We start from the raw sequence: 25034 nt of genomic DNA on the forward strand, positions 1-25034 counted from the left end.
ACTTTCAAATCTATCCGGAAAAGATTTCAGATGCTGCAACGATTTTTCCAATCCTCTCTGGGAAAGCGCATTGCTATGCAGCTCTGTAGTGTCTTGATTATCTGCATCTTTGGCGCAATCCTTTATTTCGCATCTGATATCACATTGCAAATTTTGTCGGGCTTGCTGATTTTAGCTTTTGCAGCTTTGTTTTTCTTGTTGGCAGAGCAATCGAAATCGGCAAAGAGCGAGCTGCAAGCCGTGATTGATCATGCCCGTCGCGATGCTCAGATTGTTCGCCAGCAAGTGATCGGTATTTCTAATGCGCTGCCGCTGGTGGTTTTTCAAATGCAGACCAGCAGTCAGGGGGTGCATCGCTATAACGTCATTAATGATCGGATTAAAGAGGTATTGGGTGTCAGCGCAGAAGTGCTGCGGCTTGATCCAGAGCAGCGCTGGCGCAATGTGCACCCTGATGATAAAGCGTATGCACAGCAAGCATTGCGTGCGGCATCTATTGCCTTTCGTGAAGGCGGATCATCGCAAGCGGTTGAAATGATTGTTCGCTTTTATTTTGATGATACCTTGCACTGGATATTATTCAGCGGTACGCCGTCTTCTGTTGAGGCCGATGATTCGGTGATCTGGAATGGGTTTTATCAGGATATTAGTGAGCGTAAGCGAGCGGAAGATGAGCTGAGGGATAGTGAAGCTTATAATAAAATGCTATTTCAAGAATCGCATCGCCCTATTGTGATTCATGATCCTGAAGGCGGGGGCTATATTGATTGCAATCCTGCCGCTATTAAAATTAATGGCCTTACTTGCCGTGAAGAATTACTAGGAAAATCACCCATCGATTTTTCTGCGCCATTCCAATACGACGGCACCGATAGTAATACTGCTATTGCACAGCAGGATCATCCTGCATTAGAGCAAGGAATTGAAACCTTTGAATGGCGTTGCCAAAGGGCGAATGGTGAGATTTGGGATGCCATGGTCAATTTAATGCTGTTTAATTATCGTGGAAAAAAACTATTGCAAATTAATTTGGATGATATCACTGAGCGTAAGCGAATTGAGAAGAATAATTTATTTAACCGGTATGTAGTAGAAAATGCTGGCCCGATGATCTGGATGGATACCGAGACGGCAAAAATAACTTATGCCAATAAAGCTGCGCTTGAGCACTTTGGCTATTCATATGAGCAGTGCTTGGGGATGTTTGTCTCTGATTTTGATCCTGATTTCGATATGGAAAACTTTCCGCGCAATTTAAAGTTTTTGCGTGAAACAGGCAAACCGGTTAATTTTGAAAGCCGCCATCGGCGCGCTAATGGTGAAATGCTTAATGTAGATATCACAATCTTTCTGGCAGAGGATGATGAAAGAGTACAAATTATCACTACCGTAAAAGATATCACGGCGCAAAAAATTGCAGAAGCTGAAATGATTCGGGCAAAAGAAATTGCAGAAGACGCGGCCCGGATGAAGTCGGATTTTTTAGCCAATATGAGCCATGAAATCCGCACCCCCATGAATGCCATTCTGGGGTTGAGTTATTTGGCGCTTAAAACAGATTTGGATGACCGGCAAAATGATTATTTGCAAAAAATTCAACAATCTGGCCAGCATTTGCTGGGGATTATTAATGATGTGCTGGATTTTTCTAAAATTGAAGCAGGCAAGCTCAGTGTAGAGAAATGTGAATTTGATTTAGAAGCCTTGCTGGATAATGTGGCTAATCTTATTTCAGAAAAAGCCAGTGGTAAAGGATTAGAGTTAATTTTTGATTCTGGCCTCGATGTACCTAATTACTTGGTGGGTGATTCGCTGCGACTAAGTCAGATTTTGATTAATTACGCCAATAATGCGATTAAATTTACTGAGTATGGCGAAATAGAAGTCATGATTCGCGTGCGTGAGCGCTACGAGACCGAAGCCCTGCTTTATTTTTCGGTACGAGATACGGGAATTGGCCTGAGCCGCGAGCAGATTGGCCGTTTGTTTCAGAGCTTTCAACAGGCGGACACCTCTACTTCACGTAAATATGGCGGTACAGGTTTGGGCCTGGCGATTTCTAAAAAGCTGGCCGAACTGATGGGGGGAGAGGTGGGCGTGGAGAGCGAATATGGCCGTGGCTCAACCTTCTGGTTTACCGCTAAGCTGGGGCTTAGCACGCACACCCGGCCCGCTCATTTGCCCCGTCTTAATTTACGGGGGAGGCATATTTTGGTGGTGGATGATAATCAAAGTGCCCGTATGGTGCTGGCCGAAATGTTATCCAGTATGAGCTTTATTGTTGAGCAAGCCAGCTCTGGCCTAGAAGCGATAGACGCGGTTCAGCAAGCCGCTCATCCTTTTGATGTGGTGCTACTAGATTGGCAAATGCCGGGCATTACCGGCGTTGAAACGGCAAGGCGTATTCAGGCGTTGAAGCTTGTTATCCCGCCTCAGATGGCCATTATTACGGCGTATGGGCGGGATGATGTATTGCCTGAGTGCAAAGAGATTGGGATCGAATATATTCTGAATAAGCCGGTGAATGCTTCCATTATGTTTGATTCCTTAATGCATCTTTTGGGTTCGGCCAAGGCGGAGCTGGCAGCGCGGCCGCTGCGAAACTTTGAAGGCGCAGCTTATCTGCAAGGAGTGAGGGTTTTGCTGGCAGAAGACAACTTGCTCAATCAAATGGTGGCATCAGAAATGTTAAGCGGCCTGGGTTTGAGTGTTGATGTGGCTGACAATGGGCTTTGTGCTTTGGAAATGGCACAGGCTTACCCCTATGAGCTGGTGCTGATGGATATGCAAATGCCAGAAATGGATGGCTTAGAAGCCACTCGCCGTATCCGGGCCTTGCCTTCGCTGGCCCAGTTGCCCATTGTGGCCATGACGGCCAATGCCATGCAGGTTGATAGGGATCGCTGTATGGAAGCCGGCATGGATGATTTTGTGACCAAACCTATTGAGCCAGATGAGCTGTATAAAACTTTATTACGCTGGATTAAACCGCGCGCAGAGGAAGAGGCCGCAGCCCTGTCTATCGTATTGCCTTTGCCAGAAAAAATTACCGGACTAGATCGGGAGAAAGGCTTGCGAAGCGCTGGTGGGGAGGTGTCTCGTTACCTTGCTATGTTGCATGGTTTTTCTAATTATCAAACGGTGGTGGATGAGATTCGCGCTGCGCTGGCGGCAAATGATCAGGCTAAAGCAGCTCGTTTGGCCAATGCCTTCAAGGGCGAGGCCGGCAGTATTGGGGCAAGCAGCTTGCATCGTGTGGCTGTGGCGGTGGAACAGGGTATTCAAACAGCCACGCTGCGAGAAGAAACATTATCGGTATTGCATGCCTCGCTGATCAAGCAAATTGCTGTAATCCACGCCGCCTTGTCGGCTATTCCACATGATGAGCTGCACTGAGCTTGCTACGAAATAGTAGCGTGCTGGTGTTTATGTATTCGTTAAAATCACTCTGTTTAATCAGAGTGCTATTTTTTAGTAAGCATATTTTTGTTTGTTGTAATTTAAGTGCACTATTGTTTTTTTAGGAGAAATTAAATGTGATGAAACGCTAGTTTAGTATCAGCCTTTATCAAAAAGGAAAGAGAAATGAATAAGATCAATAGCTATGAAAATAGATTGGTGATTATTCTTTGTGGTTGCTTTGGCTTGGTTTTTTTTGATCGGCTAGCCATGTCGTTTTTATTTCCTTTTGTGGCCCAAGAGCTTCAGCTTAATAACACCCATTTAGGCCTGTTGTCTTCTACGCTGGCATTAACCTGGGCTTTGTCTGGTATTTTACTGGGCGCATATGCAGATCGTGCGCCCTCTAAAAAAGCACTGCTGATTGTGATGGTGCTGGCGTTTTCTATTTTATCTGCCTTGTCGGGGGCGGTGACTTCATTTATCAGCCTGCTGATTTACCGCGCCTTAATGGGCGTAGCAGAAGGCGCTGTCTTGCCGATTTCTCAATCGCTTTTGGCTGCTGAATCCACGCCGCATCGGCGAGGTTTAAATATGGGCTTGGTGAATGCAACGGCACCGGGTTTATTAGGCTCCGTGATTGCACCTCCCTTGTTGATTGCGATTGCCACCAGCTATGGCTGGCGTAATGCTTTTTATGTGACGATTATCCCCGGGCTGATCATGGCTTTGCTGGTGTGGTTCTATATTAAAAACTGTCCCACGGCCAATATTCCTAAGGCAGAGCGGGTTTATAAAGTGCCTGTGAAATACAAAGATTTACTTAAAAATAGAAATATCCTTATTTGCATGCTGATTTCTTGTTTTTATATTTCATGGTTTATCACCATTATTTCGTTTACCCCTACTTTTTTAATTACAGTAAAGCATTTTCCACCAGAAACCATGGGTAAGGTAATGAGTGTGTTCGGGATTGCCTCTGTGTTCTGGGGCTTTGTGGTGTCGGCTATTTCGGATCAGATTGGCCGCAAGCCTGCTGTGATTTTTTTCTCCATCATTGCCACTTTTTGCCCGCTGACCCTGCTTTATGCCGATACGCCGGAATCAATGATGTTGCTGGTGTTTTTTAGCTATACGGGACTAGGCTGTTTTACCTTATTTATGGCAACAATACCCGCTGAAACCGTAGCTGCTAGCTTGGTGGCCACTTCGCTGGGTCTGATTATGGGAGTGGGGGAGGTGTTTGGTGGTTTTGTTACTCCGACGATTGCCGGGATTGCTGCAGATCGTTATGGCTTGTCGATTGTGATGTGGATTGCGGCAGGCGGATCGCTGATCGCAACAATATTAAGCTGTTTTTTAATTGAAACCGCACCCATAAAGCTTGCTGTGCTCAGAAAGGCCTGAAAGTGCCATGGGGTTGGTTTTAAAGCAGGCTGGCTGACGGCTGTGCTGTGTATTATTGGATATTCGTCTCCGTTTGGCTCACACCGAGCTGCCCCCCCTTTTGCAGTAAGGATTATTGATATGAGCAATCGATTAGAGCGCGATAGTATGGGTGAAATGGCCGTGCCCGCTGATGCTTTATATGGCGCGCAAACTCAGCGTGCCGTGCTTAATTTTCCCGTGAGTGGCCAGCGTCTGCCCGAGGGTTTTATTACCGCCTTGATTATGCTAAAGCAGGCGGCCGCCCGTGCTAATTTGGGCTTGGGATTACTGTCCGCCCCGATTGCTCAAGCCATTGATAAAGCGGCTCAGCAATTGCTGGAAAGTGATTTTATGTCGCATTTTCCATTGGATGTTTTCCAAACAGGATCGGGCACCAGCAGCAATATGAACGCCAATGAAGTGCTGGCTACGCTGGCGAGCCGCAGTGGCGTGGCCGTGAGCGCCAACGATCATGTGAATTATGGCCAGAGTAGCAATGATGCGATCCCCAGCGCGATTCATATTGCGGCCAGCCTTGCCCTGCATCAGCAACTCCTACCCGCTTTAGAGCATTTAACGGCCACGCTGCAAAAGAAAACTGAGCAAGTGGGCCATCATGTCAAAACCGGTCGTACGCATTTAATGGATGCAATGCCAGTGCGATTAGGACAGGTGCTCGATGGCTGGCAAGCACAAATCAGGGCGCAAATTGCCCAGTTGCAAAGTCTGCAGCTACGAATACAGGGCTTGGCGCAGGGCGGCACGGCAGTAGGGACGGGGATTAATGCGCACCCTGATTTCTCGCAGGCTTTTTGTGATGAGCTGAGCGAGCGCTGCAATCTTCGCTTTACACCTGCGCCTGATTTCTTTGCCGCGCTTGGCTCGCAAGATGCGGCTGTGGCGCTGTCGGGTGCTTTACGCGGGCTGGCGATTAGCCTGATGAAAATAGCCAACGACTTACGCTGGATGAATTCTGGCCCCTTAGCCGGCCTTGCCGAGATCGAGCTTGAAGCCTTGCAACCCGGCTCATCCATTATGCCGGGTAAGGTGAATCCGGTGATTCCTGAATCGGTAGCCATGGTGGCGGCGCAGGTGATCGGCAATGATGCCGCCATTACCATTGCCGGGCAGTCAGGTAATTTTGAGCTGAATGTGATGTTGCCGCTGGTGGCGCGCAATTTATTAGAAAGCCTGAGCTTACTCAGCAATGCCAGCCGCTTATTGGCCGATAAAGCCATTGCCAGCTTTAAAGTCAATGAAGATCAGCTACAGCATGCCTTGGCACGTAATCCTATCCTGGTGACCGCGCTTAACCCCTTAATTGGTTATGCCAAAGCTGCTGATATTGCCAAGCAGGCCTACACAGAAAAACGTCCGGTTATTGATGTCGCCATAGAGCAAACCGATTTATCACGCGATGAATTATTGAGCTTGCTTGATCCGGCTAAATTGGCGGATGGCGGCTTGTAGTTGAGGTGAGGCGGGGGTAAAGCTCAATGCAATCAACTTAAGCAAACCCCGCCGGAGTGGTGCTACCGTAGCTTGGATTAGCGGGTTTGTTCTCTGGTTTTTGGAGGAAAAATCAGCGTAATCCAACTGTTAGGTGTTAAATAATGCCCTGCTTAGCAAGCTTCTTCAGTTTGCTTTGTAGAGAGCTAAATCTTGAACCACAGAGAGCACAGAGTTTCACAGAGGAAACGATAGATTCGATTGCTTTCTCTGTGGACTCTGTGTCCTCGTTTTACTCTGTGGTTCAAGATTTAGCTTTCTTGGCTTAAAGCTGAAGCATCTTTAGGGTTACGCGATAAGGCTTGCTAACCCAAGCTACGGCTTCTTTTTTGTCTTAGTTTGGTTTAAACGGCTTATGTTGTTCCAGTTCGCTCTGCCAGTTCGCCACGGCGGCGCGCTCTCTGTTTAAATGCTGATCGATGGCATCACTAAAGCCGGGGTGGGCCAGCCAGTGGGCAGATTGGGTGGCGACGGGCACGAAGCCTCTTGCTAGTTTATGCGCGCCCTGTGCTCCACCTTCAAAAGCATCTAAGCCTGCCTCCAATGCAAATTCGATGCCCTGATAAAAACATAGCTCAAAATGCAGATTGGCCACATAGCCTGCTGGCCCCCAAACCGCGCCCCAATAGCGGCCGTACAAGCGATCTGGGCCGATGATATTGAGTGCTGCGGCAATGGGCCGCCCGTCTTGATAGGCGAGAATGAGCAGGCAGGATTGCGGCATGGCGCTGGCGATTTGTAAAAAGAACGCCAAGCTTAAATAGGGTGTAGAGCGGTGCTCCAGATAAGTATTGCTATAGCAGCGGTAGAAAAACACCCAATCGGCCTCGCTAATCTCGCTGCCCCGCTTACGAATAATGCGTACCCCCGCATCGCTGACCTTACGTCGCTCCTGGCGTAGTTTTTTACGCTTGTCCCGAGTGAGCGCGTCGCTAAAATCGGCGTAATCACGCCAATCGCCGCGTAGCCAATGAAACTGTACATCGTGGCGGCTAAGTAGGCCGCTATCTTGCGCTAAGGTGGCCTCGGTGCCGGGCGGAAATAAAAGGTGAAACGATGAATCGCCTGATTCTTGCGCAATGGCTACGGCAGCGGCCAGTAAGCGTTGGCGCGTGGCGTCTGTTTTAGCCAGTAATCTTGGCCCCGTGATTGGCGTAAAGGGAATCGCGCTAATCAGCTTGGGGTAGTAATCCAGCCCATGGCGCAGGTAAGCCTCTGCCCATGCCCAGTCAAACACATACTCACCATAGGAATGTGTCTTTCGATAGAGCGGCATTGCGCCGATTAACTGATGATTCGCATCTCTGATCGCTAAATGGCAGGGCGTCCAGCCGCTGTGCTCACCTACCGCGCCGGTGTTTTCAAGTGCCGCAAGATAAGCGTGGCGAATAAAAGGCTGAGTGCCTGCGAGCGCATCCCAATCTGCTGCGGCAATGTCATCGATATGCGAGTGAAGGCTGATCATGCGTTTCCATTAGGTTTATGGCTTGCTGGGAGCGGATCATTGTTAATGATTTCTTATGCTCTGTCTCCTCGCTTTACTCTGTGGTTCAGGGTTTAGCTTTCTATCAAGGCAACTAAGCCTCTTTATTATTAGCTAAAGTTATGTGCATATTGTTGTGCCGTCGTGAAAGATTGCATTTTTATTCTGTATTCCTAGGGTAAGCTTAGCCATCGGTTTGGAGGTGAAAAAGATGCAAAAGAATTTAGCGGTCGGTTTGGTGGGGTTTGGTTATGCAGGGCAAACGTTTCATGCACCCTTGATTGCTGCCACGGCAGGTTTGGATTTACGCTTTGTGGCGTCGAGTCAGCCTCAGTTAGTGACAGATCGATATCCAGATGCCGCTGTGCTGCCTAATCCCATGGCGCTGATTAATGATCCTAAGGTCGATTTGGTGGTGCTGGCCACGCCCAATGCCAGCCATTATCCCTTGGCGTGTGAGGCTTTGGATGCAGGCAAACATGTGGTGGTGGATAAGCCGTTCACTTTAACGGCGGCTCAGGCCCAAGAGCTGGCGCTGCGTGCGCAAGCGTCAGGCAAAGTATTGTCTATTTTCCATAATCGCCGCTGGGATGCCGATTTTCTAGGCTTAAAAGCGCTGCTGGCCAGCGGTCGCCTTGGCAAGGTTGCCCAGTTTGAAAGCCAGTTTGATCGCTATCGCCCGCAAACCAGAGATCGCTGGCGTGAAAGTGCTGAGCTTGGCAGCGGACTATGGTTTGATCTGGGCCCGCATTTGATCGATCAAACTTTGCAGCTATTCGGCCCGCCGCAAGCGGTATTTGCCGATTTACAAATGCGCCGCACTGGCGCACAAGCGGTGGATGATTTTCATGTCTTGCTGCGCTACCCAACGATGCGGGTAAAGCTGTCTGCCAGCTGTTTAGTCAGCGGTGGCACGCCGCGCTATGTATTGCACGGCAGCTTGGCAAGCTTTAGCAAGCAGGGTTTGGATGTGCAAGAAACGCAGCTTAAAGCCGGGCTGTTGCCAGATGCAGCAGGCTTTGGTCTTGATCCCGTGCCGGGTTATTTGCATCACAGCGTGAATGATCAAACCCAAAGTGAAGAGATTGTCATGCCGTTGGGGCAATATAAGGCTTATTACGCCGGAGTACGTGATGCGGTGCTGGGCGTTGGCAAAAATCCGGTCACGCCTTTTGAAGGCGTGATGATTATGCAGCTGCTGGAAGCGGCTCAACAGAGTGCCAAAATCGGTACTTGGGTAGAAATGGAGACATTTAATGGGTAAATGGGCGCTGTGTTTTTTAGGCTTAATGATCAGCGGTATAAGCTTGGCCGAAGAAGTGGGCTCGGTAACAACGGCTTTTAAGTTGATAGGCCGCAATCACCGTGTGCAAGTCGATGCCTTTGATGATCCTAAAGTAGCAGGGGTAACTTGCTATATATCGCGGGCTAAAACAGGGGGTGTGAAAGGCTCGCTTGGTTTGGCGGAAGATAAAGCAGAGTTTTCGATTGCTTGTCGCCAGACGGCTAAATTAGTTTTTAAAAATCCTTTGGCTAAGCAAGAAGAAGTGTTTTCTGAATCGGCTTCTATCTTTTTTAAATCGGTGCAAGTGGTGCGTATGGTGGATGTTAAGCGCAATACGCTGATTTACCTGACCTACTCAGACAAGCTGATTGAGGGCAGCCCGCAAAATAGTGTGACAGCGGTGCCAGCAGGGGATGTAAAAATCCCGACGAAGTAAATATTCAGTGCTTCGCTATTTTTAATCTTTGGAAATAAATCAATTTAAACGCGGCCTAGCCGCGTTTTTTTGATTTATTTTTGCAAAAAAGCAGTGTTTTTTTAGCCTTAAACGAAAGTGATTAAAATGTAGTGCTTTCGATTTACTTTCATTGTGATGGTCTGGTTTTTTAGGGCGATGTTTTTGTTTGTTACGTAGTATTATTTCACCGATTGCGGTTTGTACTGTTTAAGCCCAGCAATTTAGGGTTTTTTCTCTGATTTCATATTTATATTTCACGTATTAATACTACATATCCCCATTTTTCATCACTATCGACCAGCGCTTAAGTCGAAAATTTAGCTGTTTTAAGTCGAAAATTAATGCGTTGACACCCTTTGCTCTGTAGGAATAAATTCGAGTCACTTCCTTGTTGTCCTCAGGTTTTTTTACAAGCAGTGAATGAATAAATGCAGAGGTTGCCATGCCTAATAGCCATTTAAAAAACATGCATAAACGGCATGAAAAAATTGTTGATTTATTGCGCCAATATGAAAGTTGTAATGTCAGTGTTTTAGCTCAGGAATTAGGTGTTTCTACCGTCACCATCCGGCATGATTTAGATGAATTAGAGCAAAGCGGTTGTATTCGCCGCTCTTATGGCCGCGCCACGCTTTCGCAAAATTTTTCTTTTGAATTGGAATTCAGAGAAAAAGAAAATATCCGCTCAGAATCAAAACAATTAATTGCCCGTAGGGCTGCAGATTTAGTTGAAAACGGCGATTCAATTATTGTGGATTCAGGCTCTACCGTTGCTTTATTGGCTCGATATATTGCAAGCAATAAAAAAATAACTTTAATGACCAATGCACTTAATTTAGCCAGCGAATTAGTCGCCGATCCGCGCTTTACCGTGATGATGACCGGCGGTACTTTGCGCGCTGATTCTTATTCCCTATGCGGGCCAGAAGCTGAGCAGGCCGTTAGATTACATCATTTTAATAAATTATTTATTGGTGCGGATGGGATTGATTTATTGGCTGGCGTGAGCACCACTAATGCGCAGGATGCTCAGCTTAATCGCGCCATGTTGGCTGCTTGCGATCAGATTATTTTACTGTCTGATTCCAGCAAATTTGGCAAACGCAGTTTTTGTGTAATTTGCAAAATGCCGCAGGTCGATATTCTGGTAACAGATAGCGGAATTAGCGATGAATATCGGCAAGCGTTAACGCAAATGGGCGTAACCGTGATTGTGGCGGAATAAAGTTTTTTAAAGGAGTAAGCCTTTATGTCTTATTTAATAGAAATGATCGCGCAGCATAAAGCAGGGCAAGCTAATGGTATTTATTCAATTTGCTCTGCCCATCCGCTGGTTTTAGAGGCGGCATTGCAGCAGGGCCTGCAAGACGATAGTTATATTTTAATTGAAGCCACTTCTAACCAAGTCAATCAGTTTGGTGGCTATACCGGCATGAAGCCGGCCGATTTTAAAAACTATGTATTTGCAATTGCCGATAAAGTGGGATTTGCAAAGGCGCGCATTATTTTAGGCGGAGATCATTTAGGCCCAAATGCCTGGCAAAAAGAGCCAGCAGCTCAGGCCATGGCCAAGGCCGCCGAAATGGTCAGCGCCTATGTATTGGCAGGCTTTCGCAAAATTCATTTAGATTGCTCGATGTCGTGCGCAGGCGACCCTGTGCCGCTGAGCGATGCCACGGTGGCCAAACGCGCCGCGGCTTTGTGTCAGGTGGCCGAAGGCGCTTGGCATACCGCAGGAGGGGAAGCGCCTGTGTATGTGATCGGCACCGAAGTGCCGGTGCCGGGCGGTGCGCAAGAATCACTGGATGCTGTGGAAGTCACCTCGGCAGAGGCCGCAGCGCAAACCTTGGCCGTGCATCAGCAGGTATTTGCCGAGGCAGGCTGCGCGGCAGCTTGGCCTCGGGTGATTGCGATGGTGGTGCAGCCGGGTGTTGAGTTTGATCATCATAAGGTGGTGCGTTATCAGCGTGATAAGGCCACCGCGCTGAGTGAATTTATTGCCAAAGAAGCTCTGGTGTTTGAGGCGCACTCCACCGATTACCAAACAGAAGCCTCGCTTCGGGCGCTGGTGCAAGATCACTTTGCCATTTTAAAAGTCGGCCCGGGCTTAACGTTTGCCCTGCGTGAGGCGATGTTTGCGCTGGATGCGATTGAGCGTGAAGCCATAGGTGAATTTGCCGCTTCGCATTTAAAAGACACGCTTACTCAGGTGATGAAAGAAGAGCCGGATTACTGGCTGGCTTATTACGATCAGGCCGGGCATCAGCAGTATCTGGATCGCAATTACAGCTTGTCTGACCGGATTCGTTACTACTGGCCGCATCCTGAAGTGAGCGCGGCAGCAGCAAAACTCTTTGATAATTTACGCCGCCAGCCGCCGCTGCCTACCTTAATCAGCCAATACCTGCCTGAGCAGGCCAAAAAGATCAGCGCAGGCCTGTTGCCTGCCGAGCCTGAAGCATGGGTGGTGGATAAAATCATGGAAGTTACCCAGCTCTACGCTCGTGCTTGCGGCATGGAGGCACAATCATGAACTATCTCAACTATGAGCAAAGTGTGCTCGCCGACCGTGGTGCTGTGCATACCGCCCGTGAAATCAGCCAGCAACCCAGGCTTTGGCGCGAGCTGATGACGGGGCTGATCCAGGACAAATTAGCGTGGAAGGCATGGATGCTGGATGTGCTGTCCACGCCTAATTTACGGATTATCCTGTGCGGCGCGGGTACATCTGCCTTTGCGGGGCGCACTTTAGAGCCATGGTTACGTGCCTCTTTTGGCCTTGCTGCAGAAGCGATTTCGACCACTGATATTGTCAGCCAGCCGCTCGCTTATCTAGATCCATCGCGCCCCACCTTGATGGTGTCTTTTGCCCGCTCAGGTAATAGCCCAGAAAGCGTGGCCGCGGTTAATCTGGCCAATCAGCTTTTGCCTTACTGCCGCCATTTAGTGCTGACGTGTAATCCAGAAGGCGAGCTGGCGAAATACAGCCAGGATAATCCCCTTGCCTATTGCGTGCTGATGCCTGAAGGCGCAAACGATCAAAGCTTTGCCATGACGTCCAGCTTTAGCTGCATGTTTGTGGCCGCGGCCATGATGCTGACGCCGGGCATTTTATTAAGCCGGGCCAAAGAGCAGGTTGAGACCGTGGCGGCCTTTTGCGAATCGCAGCTGGAGAGCTGGGCGTCCCAAGCCAAGATGCTGGCAGGCAAGGGCTTTAAACGTGTGATTTATCTGGGCAGTGGCGAAATGGCGGGGCTGGCAGAAGAAGCCGCCTTAAAAATGCTGGAGCTGAGTGCTGGGAAAATCGCCACGCGTTTTGATTCCACCTTGGGTGTGCGCCATGGCCCCAAATTTATGATCGATAGCCAAAGCTGCGTCGTGATGTTTATGGCCGCGGCGGATTCTTATACCCGCAGCTACGACAATGATCTGCAAGCGGAAGTGATCGCCAATGGCATTGCTCAGCAAGTGGTGGCCCTAGGGCCAAAAAGCAGCGCCGCTTTGCCCCTGATTGAAATAGCCATTGAGGGCGTGGATGAGCTGTATTTATCGCTACCTTATCTGCTATTTGCCCAGCTCTTTGCCTTTGAAAGTTCTTTAGCACTGGGCCTAGCTCCCGATAACCCCTGCCCAACTGGCGAAGTAAACCGCGTGGTGCAAGGCGTAAAAATTTATCCCTATTCGGCTTAATTAACTGATGGTATGCCGCGAAAACCTAAATCTTGAACCACAGAGGACACGGAGTTTCACGGAGGAAATCAAGGCTTGAATTGAGTTGTTTTTGAGTTTTTGAATGTTTTCAAGCCTAGTGGTCTCTCGCTTATCTCCACGTGGCATGGGGCTTAAATCTCCCCTTGAAGCACGCCGAAGCGAGGAATAAGCGGGGCGGGGTAGTCGTCAATTCGTGTTTGAGCGAAGCGAGTTGAATTGACGCCGCCTCGATTATCCGCAGTGAGGGGCCTTCGTGCTGGTCGGGGTCGCCTTCTTTGCTTACTTTCTTGGCGAAGCAAGAAAGTGAGTCCCCGCGGGGATGCCGCACTTAAATCAACGTGCCGAAGGCACAGAAAAAAATGGTCGTTGAGTCACTTTAAATTAATTAAAAAAACAAGGAGCACGTCATGGCTGGGCCAAATATTTTACTTACCCGTATCGATAATCGCCTCGTGCATGGTCAGGTGGGTGTGACTTGGGTGGGTAGCCTTGGGGCGAATCTGGTGCTGGTGGCCAATGACGCCGCTGCTGCCGATCCGGTGCAGCAAAACTTAATGGATATGGTGGTCAGCGATGGCGTGCAAACGCGCTATTTCACCCTGCAAAAAACCATCGATGTGATTCATAAAGCGGCGGCGCATCAAAAGATTTTACTGGTGTGCAAAACCCCGCAGGATGTGCTGACGCTGGTGAAAGGTGGCGTGCCGATTCATGCCGTGAATGTGGGCAATATGCATTTTGCCGAAGGAAAGCGGCAAATTCATAAAACAGTGTCGGTGGATGATGCCGATGTGCAAGCTTTTCGCGAGCTGGCTGAACTTAAGGTGGTTTGCGAAATTCGTCGAGTGCCCGATGAATCGGGTGATCTTGTTTCTAAACTGCTGTAAGGATTGAAATCATGCTATTTGAAGCCTTATTGATTGCGCTGTTGGCAGGTGTGGCGGGGGTCGATTTATTTGACGGCCTAACGCATATGCACCGGCCCGTGGTGATTGGCCCTTTGGTAGGGCTGATTTTAGGTGATGTGCAAACCGGCTTGCTGGTGGGCGGCACTTTAGAGCTGGTTTGGATGGGCATGGTGCCGCTGGCTGGGGCGCAGCCGCCCAATGTGGTGATAGGCGGGATTATCGGCACGTCTTTTGCCATTTTGACCAAGGCCGAGCCTACGGTGGCGATTGGCGTAGCGGTGCCGTTTTCGATTGCGGTGCAAGGCTGCATTACCCTGCTCTTTACCGCGTTTTCGCCGATGATGCACAAGTGTGACGAGATGGTGAAGCGAGGTAATTGGCGTGGCATCGAGTGGGTGAATTACCTTGGCATGATCACGCTGTTTGTCTTTTACTTTGTGATGGCTTTTTTGCCTATTTATTTTGGGGCCGAAGCGGCGGGTGCTGCGGTGCAAAAAGCGCCGAAATGGGTGTTGGATGGCTTGAGCGTAGCAGGTGGCATGATGCCGGCGATTGGTTTTGCGCTGCTGATGAAAATCATGCTTAAAACCAATTACATCGCTTATTTCATTATGGGTTTTGTGGCGGTCACTTATCTAAAACTGCCGATTCTAGCAGTGGCATTGGGCGCTTTAGCGATTGCAATGGCCGATTACTTTAATCAAAACCGCGCACAGCCTCAAGCTGCCCGCAATGTGGAGGTGGATGATGGGATTTAATGATACTGAAGCCGCAAATGCGGCCAAAGCCGAGCTGCGTATGCAGCAAGCCCTCGCCACCAGCCATGTTGAGCGCGATGACTATATCGATGCCACGCCCGCCGAACCGCTCACTAAGAGAGACATTAACCGCATGGCTTGGCGCTCTTTAGCACTGCAAGCTTCGTTTAACTATGAGCGGATGCAGGCGGGGGGCTGGTTGTATACGATTTTGCCTGCACTGCGCAAAATCCATAAAAACCCAGAAGACTTAAAAAATTCCGCGCAAATGCATATGGAATTTATTAACGTCCACCCCTTTGATGTGACTTTTCTATCTGGCCTTGTGCTGGCAATGGAGCAGAGCAAGGAAAAAATCTCCACCATACGCGCCGTCAAAGTGGCGCTGATGGGGCCTTTGGGCGGGATTGGCGACGCGATGTTCTGGCTGACTTGGCTGCCGATTTGCGCGGGGATTGGTGCTGCGCTGGCGCTGGAAGGCAGCTTGTTTGGGCCGATTGTGTTTCTGCTGCTATTTAATTCACTGCACTTTGGTCTGCGCTTCGGTTTGGCGCATTATGGCTACAGGGCTGGGCTGGGGGCGATTAGCGCTTTAAAAGCCAATACCAAGAAAATATCGCATGCCGCATCGATTGTGGGGATGACGGTGATTGGTGCGCTGGTGGCGTCTTATGTCAGGCTGTCTACGCCGCTGGAAATTCATGCTGGTAAAGCCAAAATTGCGCTACAGGCCGATGTGCTCGATAAGCTGATGCCTAATCTCTTGCCGCTGCTGTTCACTTTTTTGATGTTTGCCTTGATGAAAAAAGGCTATTCACCAGTGAAGCTGATTGGCGTGACGGTGTTGTTTGGTCTGGCTGGAAAATTATTGGGTTTCTTGTAATCACCGCTGCAGCACGTGTTTTGGCAGGCGCTGTAGCTTTAAAGGATTAAAAAATGATTGCCTTAATTTTGACAGGTCATGGCCGCATCGCCAGCGGCACTTATGAAGCGATTGTGCAGGTGTTTGGTGAGCAGGCGCAGCTGATTGCGGTGGATTTCCCTGAAGGCAACAGCACGGCGGTGCTCGATGCTTCTTTAAGGCAGGCGCTGACCGCGGTGGATCAGGGGGCGGGCGTGGTGTTTGTGTGCGATTTATTGGGCGGATCGCCTTTCAGGATGGCGGCGACCATAGCCCAAGAGCGTAGCGATATTGAAGTGGTGGCAGGGCTGAATTTGCAAATGTTTGCCGAGATGTTGTTCGAGCGTGATGAAGTCAGCGACGTGGCCGAGTTTCGCCAGCGGCTAGTTGCAGCAGGCAAAAGCGGTGTGGTCAGCCTTGCCGAACGCCTTGCCCGCAAGCGTGTGGAGTCTGCTGATGCCTTGTAAACCGCTACGCCTGCGTGCTGCACGGGTCTTGGCGGAGCAGGGCTGGCTGGAGCATGCGGTGGTCGAGATCGATGCTGCAGGCCTGATTGCCGCCATCGTGCCTCAGGGCGAATTTGATCTTGATCTGGGGCCGGTTTGGCTGATGCCTGCTTTGATCGATAGCCATGTGCATGGCGCGGCAGGTTTTGACACCATGGATGCTAGCAGCGAGGCGCTTGATCAGATCTCGATGCACTTTGCCCGCTTTGGCGTAGGGGCTTTTTTAGCCACCACCGTAACCGCGCCGCTGCCTGCGATTGAAGCAGCGCTGCGTGAGGTAAAAGCCAGCCGAGAGCGGGGTTTGCCAGGGGCCGAGTTAATCGGCAGCTATCTGGAAGGCCCGTATTTTACCGCCAAATGCTGCGGCGCACATCCCATTCAGTGGATGCGCCCTTTAGATATCGCCGAGCTGCAGCACTGGCTGGATATTGCAGGGGACTCTTTGCATACCGTGGCGCTTGCGCCTGAGTTAGCAGGCTCAGATGAGGCCATTGCCTGGCTGCGCCGTAAGGGCATCCGCGTGCTGATCGGCCATAGTGATGCGAGCTATGATCAAACGCGGCAAGCCTTGCATGCGGGTGCTCAGGGGATTGTGCATTGCTATAACGGCATGCGCGGTCTGCATCACCGCGATCCGGGCGTGGTGGGAGCCGGGCTAACATCACCATGTGATATCGAAATGATCGCCGACGGCCACCATGTTCATCCTGCCGCTGTGCAAATTGCTTTATCTTGCTGTGGTGAAGAGCGCTTAGTGCTGATCACCGACGCCATGCGCGCAACCGGCATGGCCGATGGCCCTTACGAGCTGGGCGAGATGCATGTGACCATGCAAAACGGCGTGGTGCGCACCGAGGCTGGCGGTTTAGCGGGCAGCACGCTGCATCTGATTGATGCAGTTCGCCACGCAAAAGAATGGCTGGGCCTGCCACTGGAGCGGGCATGGGCGCTCGCCAGTCGTAATCCGGCCAGATCAATGGGATTGACTGATTTAGGCCGTATTGCGATTGGCAAAAAGGCGAGCTTTACGGTGATCACACCCGAGCTGGAAGTGGTGGAAACTTGGGTGAAGGGTGTGAGGATTGTTTGCTAGGGGGGGGGAGGTCTTTATGCAAATTTTAATGGGCTGTTTCGCTGCCGTGATGCGTGGATACATAAAGCAATATGACCTATGTGCATCAAGTTAGGCGGTGAATGTTTTGTAGGGCGGGTGCAACCCGCGAGCAATGCTGAAAAAGACGCGGATTGCATCCTAGATGCGCTAAGCAAAGTCAAAAAGATAGTGCCTTCGGCACGTTGATTTAGGTGCGGGCGTCCCGCTGGACCTTCCTTTCTTGTGTGGCCAAGAAACGAAGCCAAAGAAGGCCACCCCGACCAGCACGAAGGCCCCTCAGCTGCGGACAATCGAGCGGCGGCTGCGGAACTCGCTTCGCTCAAATAGTCCTCGCCGAAATCCCGCCCGCTTGTTCCTCGCTTCGGCGTGCTTCAAGGGGACTTTAAAAAGCCCAGTGCAAAGAGCGTGGTCAATGCGTTTTGCTCTGTTTGCTAATGAAAAAAAATTGGTTAGCGCATATGGGGTGAAACCCGCCGATTTAGTCGGATTTTATGCCGAAGTCCGGCGGGTTTCACCCGCCCTACAAAAGATGCGCTGCCTGCGCATAAAGAATGCACCCGCATTGCAAGGCCTTTAAACCACTAGCGGTGGCTCATCCATTAAGGCGATTTGTTCGCGTAATTCTAAGATGCGGTCTTGCCAGTAATGCTCGGTATTAAACCAGGGGAACGCAGCAGGGAAGGCCGGATCATGCCAGCGGCGGGCCAGCCAGCCTGAGTAGTGAATGAGGCGCAAGGTGCGCAGCGCTTCTATTAAATGCAGCTCACGCGGGTCAAAATCGCAGAAGTCTTCGTAGCCGATCAGCACATCGACTAGCTGGCGGCTCATTTCTTGTCTGTCGCCTGACAGCAGCATCCATAAATCCTGTACGGCAGGCGCGCTGCGGCTGTCGTCAAAGTCTACAAAGTGCGGGCCAGCGTCGGTCCACAGCACATTGCCAATATGGCAATCGCCATGCACCCGGATATGGGCCACATCACCCGCTCGATCAAAGCTGTGGCGCACGCCATCCAACGCAAGGGCAACAGCGCTTTCCCATGCGGGTTTGAGCGAGGCGGGGATAAAGTCATGGCTGAGCAGAAAATCACGCGGGCCGGTGCCAAAGGTTTCGATATTGAGCGCAGGGCGATGAACAAAGGGGGCGAGTGCGCCCACGGCATGAATCCGGCCAATAAAGCGCCCCATCCATTCTAAAGTCGACGCCGATTCCAGCTCGGGTGCGCGGCCACCGTGCTTATTAAAAATCGCAAATTGAAAGCCTTCAAAGCTGTGTAGTGTATTGCCCTGATGAATAATGGGCGGCACAACCGGCAGCTCGCGCTCAAATAGCTCAAGCGTAAAAGCGTGCTCTTCGAGGATGGCTTCACGGCTCCAGCGTTCTGGCCGATAAAACTTAGCCACCAGCGGCGGGCCATCGTCTTGGCCCACTTGATACACACGGTTTTCATAGCTATTAAGCGCAAGCAGCCTGCCGTCGCAAGGCAGGCCAAGGCTGTCGATGGCGTTCATCACGCAATCGGGCGTGAGATTGGCAAATGGAGGGATAGTATTCATGGGGAGATTGTACGGCTAAAGCGGGAGGCGGGGGAGTTTTGGCGGGGTAAAGAAAGGGATGGAAAGGCTGGAGTATGTTGGTTTATGCGATAAGGCTACTTATGCGCATCAAGTTAAGACGAATACATAGCAAAAAGCTGTTTTTCATAGGGTGTGCAAGTTGTTTTTCTTGCGCACCGTTTTCTGCGCTCCGACTGCGTCGTTGTACACCCTATAAAAACCGATTTGCTCCATGATGAAATCTTAACTTGATGCATATAGGGCTACGGGATAGGGCTGCTAACCCAAGCTATTTTTTATTTCAGCTTATTCCACAAAGCAATGGCTTCTTTTTTGGTGGTGCCTTGCTGGGAGATGGCGCTGCAATTGCCGTTTTTGCCAAATTTAGAGCATTGCACCCAGCAGCGGTTTGATCCGGCTTTGGTGACTTCAGGCTTGGAGCCGCACTTTGGGCAAGCTTGAGGATCGCCTTCGGCGGTGGTGATTTTTGGGACGGGTCTTGAATTAAGCATGGCGGGTGTTGCCTTAAGGTAAAGCCAGAAAAAGAAAAATGCCCGCAGTAGCGGGCATTGGTTCAGCGGAGTGAGCAGCCTGTCAGTCAGCTACAAAATCACCTAATCAGCCCATATTTCACCGTATTATTGACCAATAACCTGTTATTGGCACTGTAAATCCGGCGAAAGTGGGGCTCGATTATGCGATTTTTTTCGAGCAGCCTAAGTCCGAGGCTGTTGGGTTTTATTTCAATTCACTCAGTAGGGCAGAAAGAATTTTGCCGTTGTCATCGCTCTTGTTTTTAGAAGTGACGGTTAACTTGGTTTGGTTGATCCCTTCCACCAAGCGCACTTCGTATTCATTGGCTTGTTTTTGTTCTGGTGTGGCGTCTTTTTTCCAGAAAGCCAGTTTGCTGAAGAAGCTGCTATTGTCTTCGCCGCCGATATCAGTATCCGCACGTCGAATCATATAGACGCCCTTGCTGCGATCGCGGTCGTAAACCACATAGCCTGAGCGATCCAGCGCCAAGCCAACACGTCGCCATGCGCGATCAAAATTGTCAGCAATGGTCAGGGCTTTGCCGTTGTCGATCAGGCTAGCGGCGGCTGGAGCCTGATAGGGCTTAGTCACTACCGCTTGTGCCGTGGCTTGATCGAGGCCAAAGCGTTGCAGCAGCAGGGACAACATTTCGACTTCCATTTCCGGATCAGGCTTTTTAGGCGTCCAGATGGTTTTATTATTGTCGCTGTTTTTGCTAAGGCTGGTGGCGGCATCGCTGCTGCCATCCTTGCTATAAACCTCCATCATGCCGCGGTGCGAGATATAGATCTCGCTCGTGCCCGGCTCGCTGCCACGCTCTACGCGGGTGCGGTAGCGATCAAGCTCGCCTGTCGACAAAATGCGATCAGAGATTTTAGAAATCATCCGTGTCATTAAGTCTTTTGGCAGCTTGGCACGGTTTTCCAGCCAGTCTGTTTCCATAATGCCGATGGCTGGATTATCCAGCGTCAGCAAAAAGCCGTTATCCAGCCAGAACTCATGGATTTCCGGCCATAGTTTTTCAGGATCGCCCTTCACGACTAACCAGCGCTGATTACCCGCCTGAACAATCTTGGCGCGGCTGCCAGCGGCTAAAACCGCTTGAGTAGCGCTTGCATTAGCCGGAGCTACGCTGCTGAGTACGGTGCTTTGCTGCACATTAAAGTGATTGTTGCTGGCTGGCGTGGTGAGCTCGGGTGGAAGCTCTAAATTATTTTTGCCGATATTGTCACTGCCGCTACGGTAATCCACTTTTTTTTGCAGCAAGAGTTGATCTGTGGTGCAGCCTGCCATTGCAATACACAGGCCGATGGCGATAAGTCGTGAGGATGTTTTTATCTGGAGCATCATAGGCTTCTTATCAGTGAGTCAGTCCGGCGGCGGTCATGGCTTCAGAAACCACGGCTTGTGCACCTTGTGAAAGAGGAGTGAGGGGCAAGCGAATGCCAGCCTGAATGAAACCAAGCTGCTCTAAAGCCCATTTCACAGGAATAGGATTTGCTTCAATAAATAAATGCTTATGCAAATCTTGCAGCGGATCGTTCATTTCACGCGCACCGGCTGCATCGCCTTCAATGGCTTTTTTGCAGAGCAAATGCATTTGTTTGGGGGCGATATTACCTGTAACTGTAATGACACCGTGGCCGCCAATCAGCATAAAGGCCATGGCCGAGGCATCGTCGCCAGTGTAAAGGGCGAAGTCTTTAGGTGCACGTTTAACTAAATCGGCAGCACGCTCCAGATTGCCGGTCGCATCTTTAATACCGACGATAAAGGGCAATTCTGCGAGACGTAAGGCGGTATCGTTGGATAGATCAGCGACTGTACGGCCGGGCACATTATAAAGAATGGTCGGCAGCTCGCTTTGTTCTGTGATGGCTTTAAAGTGCTGGTACATCCCTTCTTGCGTTGGGCGGTTGTAGTAAGGCACAACGGAAAGACCATAATCTGCACCGGCCGCTTTGGCTCGTAGTGACAGATTAATCGCTTCACGGGTTGAATTAGCCCCTGTACCTGCAATCACCGGTACGCGGCCTGCGGCTTGTTCAACTACAACACGAACAATTTCAATGTGCTCATCTACATCAACCGTTGGCGACTCTCCCGTGGTCCCTACGGCAACAATGCCGTCGGTACCTTGTTCGATATGCCAGTCGACGAGTTTTCTAAGGCTCGCGAAATCGAGGCTTCCGTCCTCGAACATGGGGGTGACAATCGCCACCAGACTACCTGTCAGCATGAGCCTGTAATCCAGTCATAAACACAAAGTCCTATTCTAACCGAACGATGAAGCAGCGGGAAACCTGTGATGGGGAGCTTTATGCCGGATAGCTGAAGCCCCATGGCACCCTTTTGGCGAGAGTAAAGTACACCTTTCCTTAAAATTCAAGGCTTAGCTGCTCATTTTTATCCTTTTTTGCTCCGAATAAAGTCTTGGTTTTTCACACAAAATGCCAGCATTTCAGTGCGGGTTTTATTGGATATGCCTAATGTAAACTCAAAATCTTACAAAAAAACACTTAAAAATGAAGGTAAACACCATGTAAAGCGATTTAGATTTACTTATCTATACTGACTTTAGCCCCTGCTTATGCTGTCTTAATGTGGATGTTTGCTTAAAGTGGTTTGAATAGGTGGCTTTAATCTGATTGCGTCGTATTGGGGTTTCGATAAGGGGGAAGAGTGCCATTTGCTAAGGGCTTTGAATGGATGAGCAGATTGGGGTGGCGAGAAGGTTTGGGATTCCTCGCGCTCTCGCTGCTGCTTGCCTTCAATCAGCTGCAATGGCCGGTTTATCTCTTACTCTGCGTCATGTTTTTTATTTTACGATGGCAAAGAAGGCCTGTTTGTAATACGGCAATGTTTGATTCTTCGCCTTTTGCGGTGTTATTGGCAGATCGCAATGGGCAGTGCTGTTATGTCAATGAAAAATGGTGCTTGTTATTTGGCGTACTGCGGCAGGACGCACTGGGGGATGGCTGGCTGGCGGCGATTCATCCTGAAGATCAAGCCCGTGTGCTTGCCATGCAAGCTGCCGTGCAGCAAGGTCGCCTTGTAGTTTTAGAATACCGCCTGTTACGCAGCGATGGCCTGCTGGTTTGGATTTCTTCTTCGATGGTGCCCATGCCTGCTTACGCGAATGTAGCGTACCAGGAGCAGATTATTGATTTGAGTGATGCCAAGCGTCAGGATGCCGAGCGGGCCACCTTGCTGCTTGAGCAAAAACAGCTGAGAGAAGAGTTAGAAAGTATTTTGGGTAGCTCTAATGATCCGATTGTTGCTATTGATATGGAGTTTCGCTTCAGCGTATTTAATCAAAGCTATGCCAGTCTGTTCTACCTTTTATATGGCGTTGAGGTGGCACGCCGTGATTGTTTATTGCAATACGAATTAAGCTCGGAGGAAGACCGCTCTAATCTGATTACTTTCTGGGGGCGTGTTTTGCAAGGCGAGTCTTTTGTGGTTCGGCGTGCATTGCATGGCTGCGATCAAAGACTACGTGTGTTTGATTTGTCGTTTAGTCCGCAATTAAACTCTGCAGGGGAACAAATTGGCGCAATTAATGTTTTACATGATGTGACACTGTCAGCGCAAACCGAGCATGCTTTACAAAGAAGCGAAGAATTATTTAAAGCGGCTACACAATCTAGTGTGGATGCTATTTATGTTTTAGAAGTGATTAAAGACGAGAGCTGGCATATCAGAGATTTTGAAATTGCTGTAGTTAATCCGAATGGGTTTGATTTTTTGAATTTACATCAGCAGGGTGAGGTTGATTTTCATTTAAGGCAGGCGTTATCAAAGATAAATTGTAGTTACCTTTTTGATATTTGCTACGAAGTTTTTATTACTAAAAATAAATATATTTCTGAAGAAAAATCTTTGAACGCAGATGTAGAAAATGAGTGGCTATTGTTTAGTGTAGTAGCTATCACAAATGGTGTGGTTTTAACTGTGAGTGATATTAGCCAGCGAAAAAAATCGGAGCTGTCTTTGGCGGAATTCAGTGATTTGCAACAGGCTATTCTGGATTCTGCTGGTTCAGCCATTATTGTGACTGATTTATCTAATACAATTCGTTTATTTAACCAAGCGGCAGAAAAAATGTTGGGTTATCAGGCTGATGAACTGATTGCTAAAGAAACGCCTGCGCTTTTCCATCAGGCCGCAGCAGCATCTCATTTAATTAATGAATTTAAAAAAGAAGTAGGCGAGGACGCTTTCGATGATGGCGATGTTTTTACCATGCAAGCCAAGCGGTATATTCAAAGTGACTGGATTTATCAGCACAAAGATGGCCGTGCATTTTCAGTTGAATTAACGATGAATGTAGTGCGTAATCAGCAAGGTGAAATTACCGGTTATATGGGAATTGCTAATGATATTAGCGTGCGTAAACAGGCGGAATTAAAAATACAGCAAAATGAATCACGCACTTCGGCCATATTAAACAGCTTGCATGATTGTGTATTGTCTGTAGGGATGGATGGAGTGATTCTGGAGGCCAATCCAGCGGCTTTAAAAGTATTTGCTTATGAGTGCTTAAGTGGTAAACCATTAAGCATTCTGTTTCCTCATGGGGGTAATGCGCAGTGGCAAGATGGCTCGGCTGAGGCCTTGTTTGCACGTCTGGGAGTTGATACACAGGGCATGCGCGAAGTGGTGGCTATAAATAGCGAGGGGGTAGAGGTTTTAATGGACATGGCGCTGGCGGTGGTTGAGGTGGAGGGTGAGCGCGTTTATATAGCTACCTTGCACGATTTGACTCAGCACAAGCTGGATGAGCAAAAAATGCAGGAAACCATTGAAGAACTGGAGGCGGTGCAAGCGAGTTTAAGCGGCAGCCATGAGCAGCTGTCTTTGGCTAATCAAGAATTATCTAGGCTTGCGCATATGGATGGCTTAACAGGGATTGCTAACCGGCGCTTATTTGATCAAATTCTGGTGCAAGAGTGGGCGCGGGCGGCTCGAAGCGGAGAATGTCTTGCACTGGTGATGCTGGATGTGGATTATTTCAAGCGTTATAACGATTATTTTGGTCATCAGGCTGGCGATGAATGCTTGAAGCGCGTGGCAGCGGCAATTGCATTGGCCTTGCATCGGCCAGGTGATTTTGTGGCGCGCTACGGGGGTGAGGAGTTTGTTCTGGTTTTACCCGGAACCGATCAAGAAGGGGCCGTTCAGGTGGTAGAGATGGTACTAAACAAGGTGCGTGATTTGGCCATCGAGCATCACACCTCCGATGTGGCTTGTGTGGTGACGATGAGTGCGGGCATTGCCGTGATGCTGCCTTTGCAGGGCGTCGATGCCTGTTGTCTGGTACAAGCGGCAGATCAGGCGCTTTATCAGGCTAAAAATCTGGGCAGAAACCGTTATTTTGTGGCGGGTGCAAATCGCCACACAGAATAAGGGGATAGCAAGGTGTGTGAATTGTGGATAAGTCATGTAAGGTCTTGATCTTGCTGCAGACGAACGGCACTGCTTATT

19 protein-coding genes are annotated in these 25034 nt (G+C 49.6%); 14 read left to right on the plus strand and 5 right to left on the minus strand.

From position 1 onward, the window contains the following. Positions 1-30: 30 nt before the first annotated feature. The 3 genes from VN23_RS03430 to VN23_RS03440 all read left to right on the plus strand — a co-directional run bounded on the left by VN23_RS03430 (position 31) and on the right by VN23_RS03440 (position 6297). Complete coding sequence (locus tag VN23_RS03430) at positions 31-3396, plus strand: response regulator (RefSeq protein WP_052746749.1); 3366 nt, start codon at positions 31-33, stop codon at positions 3394-3396. Positions 3397-3585: 189 nt separating this feature from the next. After that, positions 3586-4806: an MFS transporter gene (locus VN23_RS03435; RefSeq protein ID WP_046353205.1), complete on the plus strand. Its 1221-nt coding sequence runs from the start codon at positions 3586-3588 to the stop codon at positions 4804-4806. Positions 4807-4926: 120 nt separating this feature from the next. After that, complete coding sequence (locus VN23_RS03440) at positions 4927-6297, plus strand: class II fumarate hydratase (protein WP_046353204.1); 1371 nt, start codon at positions 4927-4929, stop codon at positions 6295-6297. 373 nt (positions 6298-6670) lie between these two features. Here VN23_RS03440 and VN23_RS03445 read toward each other — a convergent pair whose 3' ends face one another. Beyond that, positions 6671-7801, minus strand: a complete 1131-nt coding sequence (locus tag VN23_RS03445; RefSeq protein WP_046353203.1) for a GNAT family N-acetyltransferase — start codon at positions 7799-7801, stop codon at positions 6671-6673. A gap of 229 nt (positions 7802-8030) precedes the next feature. Here VN23_RS03445 and VN23_RS03450 point away from each other — a divergent pair, with 229 nt between their 5' ends. The 10 genes from VN23_RS03450 (at position 8031) to nagA (ending at position 17438) form a co-directional block, all read left to right on the plus strand. Further along, positions 8031-9083 carry an oxidoreductase gene (locus VN23_RS03450; RefSeq protein WP_046353202.1) on the plus strand — a complete coding sequence of 351 codons (1053 nt, stop codon included), beginning with the start codon at positions 8031-8033 and terminating at the stop codon, positions 9081-9083. Further along, complete coding sequence (locus tag VN23_RS03455) at positions 9076-9540, plus strand: CreA family protein (protein WP_046353201.1); 465 nt, start codon at positions 9076-9078, stop codon at positions 9538-9540. The genes VN23_RS03450 and VN23_RS03455 overlap by 8 nt, the downstream gene beginning before the upstream one ends. Positions 9541-10003: 463 nt before the next feature. Continuing rightward, positions 10004-10786 carry a transcriptional repressor AgaR gene (agaR, locus tag VN23_RS03460; RefSeq protein ID WP_046353200.1) on the plus strand — a complete coding sequence of 261 codons (783 nt, stop codon included), beginning with the start codon at positions 10004-10006 and terminating at the stop codon, positions 10784-10786. Positions 10787-10810: 24 nt separating this feature from the next. Continuing rightward, positions 10811-12094: a D-tagatose-bisphosphate aldolase, class II, non-catalytic subunit gene (locus tag VN23_RS03465; protein ID WP_046353199.1), complete on the plus strand. Its 1284-nt coding sequence runs from the start codon at positions 10811-10813 to the stop codon at positions 12092-12094. Further along, a complete protein-coding gene (locus VN23_RS03470; RefSeq protein WP_046353198.1) occupies positions 12091-13251 on the plus strand; it encodes an SIS domain-containing protein in 1161 nt (386 codons plus the stop codon). The genes VN23_RS03465 and VN23_RS03470 overlap by 4 nt, the downstream gene beginning before the upstream one ends. Before the next feature lie 428 nt (positions 13252-13679). Beyond that, positions 13680-14159, plus strand: a complete 480-nt coding sequence (gene agaV / locus VN23_RS03475) for a PTS N-acetylgalactosamine transporter subunit IIB (RefSeq protein ID WP_046353197.1) — start codon at positions 13680-13682, stop codon at positions 14157-14159. An 11-nt stretch (positions 14160-14170) separates the two neighbouring features. Beyond that, complete coding sequence (agaW, locus tag VN23_RS03480) at positions 14171-14938, plus strand: PTS N-acetylgalactosamine transporter subunit IIC (RefSeq protein WP_046353196.1); 768 nt, start codon at positions 14171-14173, stop codon at positions 14936-14938. Further along, a complete protein-coding gene (locus tag VN23_RS03485; protein ID WP_231743334.1) occupies positions 14925-15821 on the plus strand; it encodes a PTS system mannose/fructose/sorbose family transporter subunit IID in 897 nt (298 codons plus the stop codon). Before agaW ends, VN23_RS03485 begins: the two co-directional genes overlap by 14 nt. Before the next feature lie 53 nt (positions 15822-15874). Beyond that, positions 15875-16306: a PTS galactosamine/N-acetylgalactosamine transporter subunit IIA gene (agaF, locus tag VN23_RS03490; RefSeq protein WP_046353194.1), complete on the plus strand. Its 432-nt coding sequence runs from the start codon at positions 15875-15877 to the stop codon at positions 16304-16306. Then, on the plus strand, positions 16296-17438 hold the full coding sequence (nagA, locus tag VN23_RS03495; RefSeq protein ID WP_046353193.1) for an N-acetylglucosamine-6-phosphate deacetylase: 1143 nt from the start codon (positions 16296-16298) through the stop codon (positions 17436-17438). The genes agaF and nagA overlap by 11 nt, the downstream gene beginning before the upstream one ends. Before the next feature lie 594 nt (positions 17439-18032). Here the strand turns inward: nagA and VN23_RS03500 are convergent. From VN23_RS03500 to dapA, 4 genes are all read right to left on the minus strand, one after another. Next, on the minus strand, positions 18033-19013 hold the full coding sequence (locus tag VN23_RS03500) for a serine/threonine protein kinase (protein WP_046353192.1): 981 nt from the start codon (positions 19011-19013) through the stop codon (positions 18033-18035). Positions 19014-19309: 296 nt separating this feature from the next. Next, entirely contained in the window at positions 19310-19525 is a 216-nt protein-coding gene (locus VN23_RS03505; protein WP_046353191.1) for a Lar family restriction alleviation protein, read from the minus strand. A gap of 226 nt (positions 19526-19751) precedes the next feature. Then, positions 19752-20897, minus strand: a complete 1146-nt coding sequence (gene bamC, locus VN23_RS03510) for an outer membrane protein assembly factor BamC (RefSeq protein ID WP_082752570.1) — start codon at positions 20895-20897, stop codon at positions 19752-19754. Positions 20898-20907: 10 nt separating this feature from the next. Then, on the minus strand, positions 20908-21786 hold the full coding sequence (gene dapA / locus VN23_RS03515) for a 4-hydroxy-tetrahydrodipicolinate synthase (RefSeq protein ID WP_046353189.1): 879 nt from the start codon (positions 21784-21786) through the stop codon (positions 20908-20910). Positions 21787-22229: 443 nt separating this feature from the next. On the opposite strand from dapA, the gene VN23_RS03520 reads away from it, so the two are divergent. Then, positions 22230-24956: a PAS domain S-box protein gene (locus VN23_RS03520; RefSeq protein WP_052746748.1), complete on the plus strand. Its 2727-nt coding sequence runs from the start codon at positions 22230-22232 to the stop codon at positions 24954-24956. Positions 24957-25034: the final 78 nt, after the last annotated feature.

Origin of the sequence: Janthinobacterium sp. B9-8, assembly GCF_000969645.2 — a bacterium.
Taxonomy (GTDB): Bacteria; Pseudomonadota; Gammaproteobacteria; order Burkholderiales; family Chitinibacteraceae; genus Iodobacter.

Excerpts from the sequence above, each read along its gene's own strand:
- VN23_RS03430 (WP_052746749.1), top strand. The coding sequence starts at position 31 with ATGCTGCAACGATTTTTCCAATCCTCTCTGGGAAAGCGCATTGCTATG.
- VN23_RS03435 (WP_046353205.1), top strand. The coding sequence starts at position 3,586 with ATGAATAAGATCAATAGCTATGAAAATAGATTGGTGATTATTCTTTGT.
- VN23_RS03440 (WP_046353204.1), top strand. The coding sequence starts at position 4,927 with ATGAGCAATCGATTAGAGCGCGATAGTATGGGTGAAATGGCCGTGCCC.
- VN23_RS03445 (WP_046353203.1), bottom strand. The coding sequence starts at position 7,801 with ATGATCAGCCTTCACTCGCATATCGATGACATTGCCGCAGCAGATTGG.
- VN23_RS03450 (WP_046353202.1), top strand. The coding sequence starts at position 8,031 with ATGCAAAAGAATTTAGCGGTCGGTTTGGTGGGGTTTGGTTATGCAGGG.
- VN23_RS03455 (WP_046353201.1), top strand. The coding sequence starts at position 9,076 with ATGGGTAAATGGGCGCTGTGTTTTTTAGGCTTAATGATCAGCGGTATA.
- agaR (WP_046353200.1), top strand. The coding sequence starts at position 10,004 with ATGCCTAATAGCCATTTAAAAAACATGCATAAACGGCATGAAAAAATT.
- VN23_RS03465 (WP_046353199.1), top strand. The coding sequence starts at position 10,811 with ATGTCTTATTTAATAGAAATGATCGCGCAGCATAAAGCAGGGCAAGCT.
- VN23_RS03470 (WP_046353198.1), top strand. The coding sequence starts at position 12,091 with ATGAACTATCTCAACTATGAGCAAAGTGTGCTCGCCGACCGTGGTGCT.
- agaV (WP_046353197.1), top strand. The coding sequence starts at position 13,680 with ATGGCTGGGCCAAATATTTTACTTACCCGTATCGATAATCGCCTCGTG.
- agaW (WP_046353196.1), top strand. The coding sequence starts at position 14,171 with ATGCTATTTGAAGCCTTATTGATTGCGCTGTTGGCAGGTGTGGCGGGG.
- VN23_RS03485 (WP_231743334.1), top strand. The coding sequence starts at position 14,925 with ATGATGGGATTTAATGATACTGAAGCCGCAAATGCGGCCAAAGCCGAG.
- agaF (WP_046353194.1), top strand. The coding sequence starts at position 15,875 with ATGATTGCCTTAATTTTGACAGGTCATGGCCGCATCGCCAGCGGCACT.
- nagA (WP_046353193.1), top strand. The coding sequence starts at position 16,296 with ATGCCTTGTAAACCGCTACGCCTGCGTGCTGCACGGGTCTTGGCGGAG.
- VN23_RS03500 (WP_046353192.1), bottom strand. The coding sequence starts at position 19,013 with ATGAATACTATCCCTCCATTTGCCAATCTCACGCCCGATTGCGTGATG.
- VN23_RS03505 (WP_046353191.1), bottom strand. The coding sequence starts at position 19,525 with ATGCTTAATTCAAGACCCGTCCCAAAAATCACCACCGCCGAAGGCGAT.
- bamC (WP_082752570.1), bottom strand. The coding sequence starts at position 20,897 with ATGATGCTCCAGATAAAAACATCCTCACGACTTATCGCCATCGGCCTG.
- dapA (WP_046353189.1), bottom strand. The coding sequence starts at position 21,786 with ATGCTGACAGGTAGTCTGGTGGCGATTGTCACCCCCATGTTCGAGGAC.